Raw genomic sequence first — 5,097 nt, forward strand, 5'->3', positions numbered from 1 at the left:
AGAATTTAATCATCAAGTAGCTAGAAACGATGAAACAGGTGATGAGTATCGTTGGGACCCGAATGCAATACCATCCGCAAAATGGGTGCCGACAGGGAAAAATTACCTAAATGATGCGAAAGCTTATGCTGATGAAAACGGCATGTTTAAACCAAAAACTTACGCATCCGCTGTAGACTTCAACACATTAACGACTTACGGAACGCATACTTTATTAAATGGAACAGTCTGGAATGACAGTACCAATCGCCCTGAACAAACTGCACAGTGGGGGCATGTCTTAGTTTTCCCAACAACAGCCAATGTGATTACCCAAGTTGCAATTATGGGAAATGTCACAAAAACTTTTGCCATGCGACTGCGTACTGACACTGGTGTTTGGCAGTCGTGGGGATATTTTCACTCGTTTGATAAAGTTCTAGAGCTTCTTAAAGCTGATATTGTTAATGTAATGAGCGCACAAAGAACATCTTCAACTATTAATCAACTTAATCCTGTAAAAGTTTTAACAAATTATGAAGTGAGATCAGATGGTACGCTATCAAATACAGCTAACGCAGTATCATCCGATCTAATTTACTGTTTCAATAAGGACAGTATTTACGTCAGTGGATTACAAGCAAACAACGCAGCAACACGCTACTATCGTTTTTTAAATCAAAACGGTTTGCTCATTAGTGGAGGTGGAATAGCATCTGGAAGCAATGAGGGGTACATTCCTGTACCATCTGGCGCTTATTCTTTCCAAATAACATTAAAATCTAGTAACAACTTAAATGCACTAGATGCCTCTATTGCACAAGTTGAATTTGGCACAACCAAAACTCCTTACATTGGTTATGATTACGGTGCTATATCGCACATTAATGGAATCGCACTTGCTGATACGCAATTTTCTCTGAATAGCGCGGCAGCAGGAAAAAACTTATTTGATAAATCAACTGCGCTAAACGGTTACGAGGTTTATAGCGATGGGCGAGTATTGGTACAAGCAAGTTCTATCACATCTGCGCCAATTATTGTTTCAGGTTTGTCTAATATTACAATTTCAGGGTTGGTTCAAAATCCTGAGCTTGTGCGATACGGAGCGTTTAAAGATTCAAGTGGAGTTGTTTTATCTGTTGTTCAGATCCCGAAAACTGCTACATCAGCAACATTTACAATCCCTGCAAATGCAGTAACTTTTCAATTTAGTATTAAACAACGTTCAGCATCTACGCCTGACTTAAATGTAATTCAAGTTGAAAGCGGAACTAACGTTACTTCGTATACTGCTTTCATACGTGGGATTAGTGCAATCAATGGTCTGCAAATTGTATCCAGAAATAGTGGTGGTTCATCTGGAGGGTTGATATCCCGCGCATTTGGAGCAATAGGGTATTTTGCTGGTGATTCTCGTGTGCAGACATCAAATGTTGATGTTGGTGACTATAGCAGTGCATCTTACGTTAGCAATTATCCTAAATTCATAAAAGATACGCTGAAGCTGTCTGGCTTCATGAATTTAGCAAAAAGCGGAGCATCATTTGCTGAGACTACATCAGCACAGCTTCCTTTTCAAAAGATGAGACATCAGGTTCAAACTGCTATTGATATTGGGGGAAATCCAACATTTTTCATGCTTGATGCAGGGACTAACGACATGAATTGGTATAGATCAAACCAAGCGTTACAAGTTCCTATAGATACATTGGGAAGTTATGAAACTGCGATGAGTAAAGATATTGCTGATTTAGATTTTTCAAAAACAGCCGAAGCTATGCGGTGGTGTCTTTTTAAAATCAGGGAAGCATTCCCAAATGCAGTGTGTTTTTATGCTACACAGACTCAACGCGCTGATACCGATCCCGTTTATCAGGAAATTTCGAATAATGTGATGGTGAAATTAGCAAAACGCTATGGCTTCACAGTAATTGATGGGTTGTATGGGTTTGAAATAATCAAAGACTTTGAAGTTTGGGAAGCAAGTGGTAGGTATTTATCAGATGGACTTCATCCGAATTTAACAGGTCAACAAGTCATGTGTAATTTCTATTCAAGTCAAATCATTCAACGCATGACTTATTAACACAAAACAATAGAGCGCAAGCCTTAGCACTAACTAGGGCTTTTTTATTATCTGGAGAAATGAAAAATGTCGGAAAACTCTGCTTTAGAAGCGAGTGCAGTAGCTATAAGTCAAAAGGTTACACCATTGACAGGTATTGGTTCATTTTTGGGATTCGCAGCAAAAATCGATGTAATTGCATGGGGTGGTTTGATTATTGCGGTGATTGGTTTGGTTATTCAATTTTACTTTGCATTTCAAAGAAATCGGCGAGAAAAAATAGAGCATGAAATGCGGAAAGCAGAATATGAACTACGTTTAAAAAATTTAAAAGGTGAGTGCGATGTCAAGCAAAACTAAGATTTCAGTAGTCTTTCTTGCAGCTTCGGCTGCTTTTTTTACGCTTATAAAAAATGATGAGGGCTTTACAGCAAAACCTGTAGTCCCAGTTAAAGGCGATCGACCGACGCAAGGACATGGGTCCACGTTTAAGCCTGATGGCACTCCAGTCAAAATGAATGATCCACCCATTACACGCGCTACTGCTGATAAATGGCTTCGCAATGATGTTTCTAAACGTGAAGTCGCGTTTAAAAAGTCATTACAGGGTGTGAAGTTATCACAAGCTGAATACGATCTGTATTTAGACTTTTCTTATCAATACGGCACACCTACTTTCGCCAAATCATCAATGCTGCGTTATTTAAAAGCAGGCAAGTACAAAGCAGCTTGTGACTCATTGTTGAAGTACAAGTACGTAGCAAAGCGCGATTGTAGCATTCGAAAAAATAACTGCTTTGGCGTGTGGACACGTCAAGTTGAGCGTCATAAAAAATGTCTGGAGGCTCAATGATGGGGTTCATATTTGCGGCAAAATTTTGGCGAGAAATCATTATTTGTTTTCTCGCTTTTTTATTGCTCATTACATTGATGCTACTGAACGTAAAAACTGGAAAGCTAAAAGATGCTGAAGCGAAATGTCAGCAACGCATACAGGCAATAGAGCAAGCACAGTACAAAGCATTGAATGAAGCAAATGCTAAAGCAAACAAAGCGAGTGCAGACTATGAAAAAATCAAAGCAGAGCAACGAGAAAAAGTCGAAACCGTTACGCGTACAGTGCAAAAGATCGTTGAGCGTCCTATTTATCTCAATCGCTGTATTGATGATGATGGGTTGTCAGAAATCAACAGTCTTATCAAAGCCAGTGATTCCAGCTAACTTATTGCAACCATGTCCGGCTTTAAATCAAATAGATAGTGGCACTGGTAAAGAGATTCTGCTGTGGGCTGTCGATACTGTAGCTAAGTACAATGAATGTGATGCGAAACATGCAGCACTGGTGAAGGCCCTCAATTAAAACTCTATTAGTGTTTGCTTGCAGTGTGTTCAACATTAGCAAGCATCACTCTCTCTTAATTTCCACGTCTTTCAACTTCCTTCCTCGCGTCACCAAAAATCTGTCAACCTCTCTTTTCTCCAAAAACTTTATCGCATTTTCTTTGTCATCTAAAAATACATGCTGCTGAGTTACCATCGCATCAATATCTGAATAGTCTTGATATTCTTCATGTGTCGTTGTTTGAATATGCAGATAGAGATTGCCTTTCTTTATGTAGAAGTAGCGCATTATTTCCCCCAGCTATCAACAATATCAGCCCAGTCTTGCATCATTGTTTTTCGTTCATCTAAGTAACTCGCATGATTATATGTACCACGAACCACGTTTTTATCAACATGTGCAAGTTGTATTTCAACATGATCAGATGGATAGCCAAGGCCATGAAGCATAGTTGAAGCTGTTGCTCGAAAGTCATGCGCGGTTAGGCTTTCAAATCCCATGTTCGCAAGCGCACGATTCACAGTTGTATTATTCATTTTCTTGGTAACATCAAAAACGCTGGAAAAAACAAGGTCGCTGTTTTTTGTTTGCTCTAACTGATCGAGCAAAATTTGCTTTAGTTGCATTGAAATAGGGACTAGATGTTCCCGATCTTTTTTAATATTTCGTTGACCTTTATTTCTTTGTTCAGTAGTTGCTGGTGGAATGCGAATAAGGTCTGTATCAAAGTTTACCCACTCCCAACGTAGGCGAATCACCTCAACCGTTCTGAGCATTGAATAAATAAGCGTTTTAATTGCGTTCTTAGTAGTGGTCGCACCATTGTATGAAGCTAATCTTGAATTAAAGACCGCTTTTTCATCATCAGTCATAGGTCTTGCCGTAATCTTAGGCGGACGCTCTACAGTGTTTCGTAGTGCAGATACAGGATTATATTCACAACGAGATGTTGCAATAGCATAGTCAATTACCTGACTTACCAACTGTCTATTAAAAATTGCTGTGCTTTCACCAGTACCATAATTTCCCTGTTTAGAAACACGTTTCATTGTCTTTTCTTGCATCTGAAGAACATCAAAAGCGGTGATTTTTTTAATGTCCTTCTTCCCAAGAGCGGGGAATATGTCTTTTTCAAATGCTTTTTCTACAGACCGTTTGTAGCTTACAGATTTTTTATCTTTTCGTTTGTCATACCATTCAGTTGCAACACTCTGCAAAGTACAAGCTTGGTTTAAAAGGGCCTTAGACTTTTCTTCTTGGCGATTTTGTGATGGATCTATATTTTGGTCTAATAGTAGTTTTTGTTCCAAGGTCTTTTGTCGAGCTTGTGCCAAGGTAACGATAGGGTACTCACCAAGACTGATCATCTTTGCAGTACCCAAGTAACGATATCTAAAACGCCAAAGCTTAGATCCATTCGTGCGAATTTCGAGGCATAGACCACCTTGATCAGCAACACGATAAGCCTTATCTTGTGGTTTAAGTTGTTTTATTTTGGTGTCGTTGAGCATCAGAAATCTGTGAGTAACTTAATAAGAAAAATGAATACTCACAATCTTACTCACAAAAGTTGTGGATGTCACCGAACGCTAGCGAACGTGAACGGACTTTAAATATTTTGGAAAGTAACTGCTGTAAATTGAGTCGAACACTAACGAACGTCAGCGAATATCAGTGCTTCCTTTCAATCATTAGAAGCATTTTAGAT

General features: G+C 39.0%; 6 protein-coding genes. 4 read left to right on the top strand and 2 right to left on the bottom strand.

Going from position 1 to position 5,097, the window contains the following annotated elements:
• The 4 genes from B4237_RS02465 to B4237_RS02480 all read left to right on the top strand — a co-directional run.
• The coding region (locus tag B4237_RS02465) for a GDSL-type esterase/lipase family protein (protein ID WP_286941199.1) at positions 1-2,068 on the top strand (2,068 nt) is incomplete at its 5' end.
• A gap of 66 nt (positions 2,069-2,134) precedes the next feature.
• Positions 2,135-2,407: a holin gene (locus B4237_RS02470; protein ID WP_286941201.1), complete on the top strand. Its 273-nt coding sequence runs from the start codon at positions 2,135-2,137 to the stop codon at positions 2,405-2,407.
• A complete protein-coding gene (locus B4237_RS02475; RefSeq protein WP_286941203.1) occupies positions 2,391-2,900 on the top strand; it encodes a lysozyme in 510 nt (169 codons plus the stop codon). Before B4237_RS02470 ends, B4237_RS02475 begins: the two co-directional genes overlap by 17 nt.
• Positions 2,900-3,268, top strand: coding sequence for a hypothetical protein (locus B4237_RS02480; protein WP_286941209.1), 369 nt, complete (start codon positions 2,900-2,902; stop codon positions 3,266-3,268). Before B4237_RS02475 ends, B4237_RS02480 begins: the two co-directional genes overlap by 1 nt.
• A gap of 184 nt (positions 3,269-3,452) precedes the next feature.
• Here the strand turns inward: B4237_RS02480 and B4237_RS02490 are convergent, their stop codons facing one another.
• The gene (locus B4237_RS02490; RefSeq protein ID WP_286941205.1) at positions 3,453-3,677 is read right to left on the bottom strand and encodes a hypothetical protein; all 225 of its coding nucleotides are present in this window, start codon (positions 3,675-3,677) and stop codon (positions 3,453-3,455) included.
• Positions 3,677-4,900, bottom strand: coding sequence for a tyrosine-type recombinase/integrase (locus B4237_RS02495; RefSeq protein ID WP_286941207.1), 1,224 nt, complete (start codon positions 4,898-4,900; stop codon positions 3,677-3,679). Before B4237_RS02495 ends, B4237_RS02490 begins: the two co-directional genes overlap by 1 nt.
• Between the last annotated feature and the right edge of the window lie 197 nt (positions 4,901-5,097).

The sequence above is a fragment of the Acinetobacter sp. UBA6526 genome (assembly GCF_002434875.1).
Taxonomy (GTDB): domain Bacteria; phylum Pseudomonadota; class Gammaproteobacteria; order Pseudomonadales; family Moraxellaceae; genus Acinetobacter; species Acinetobacter venetianus.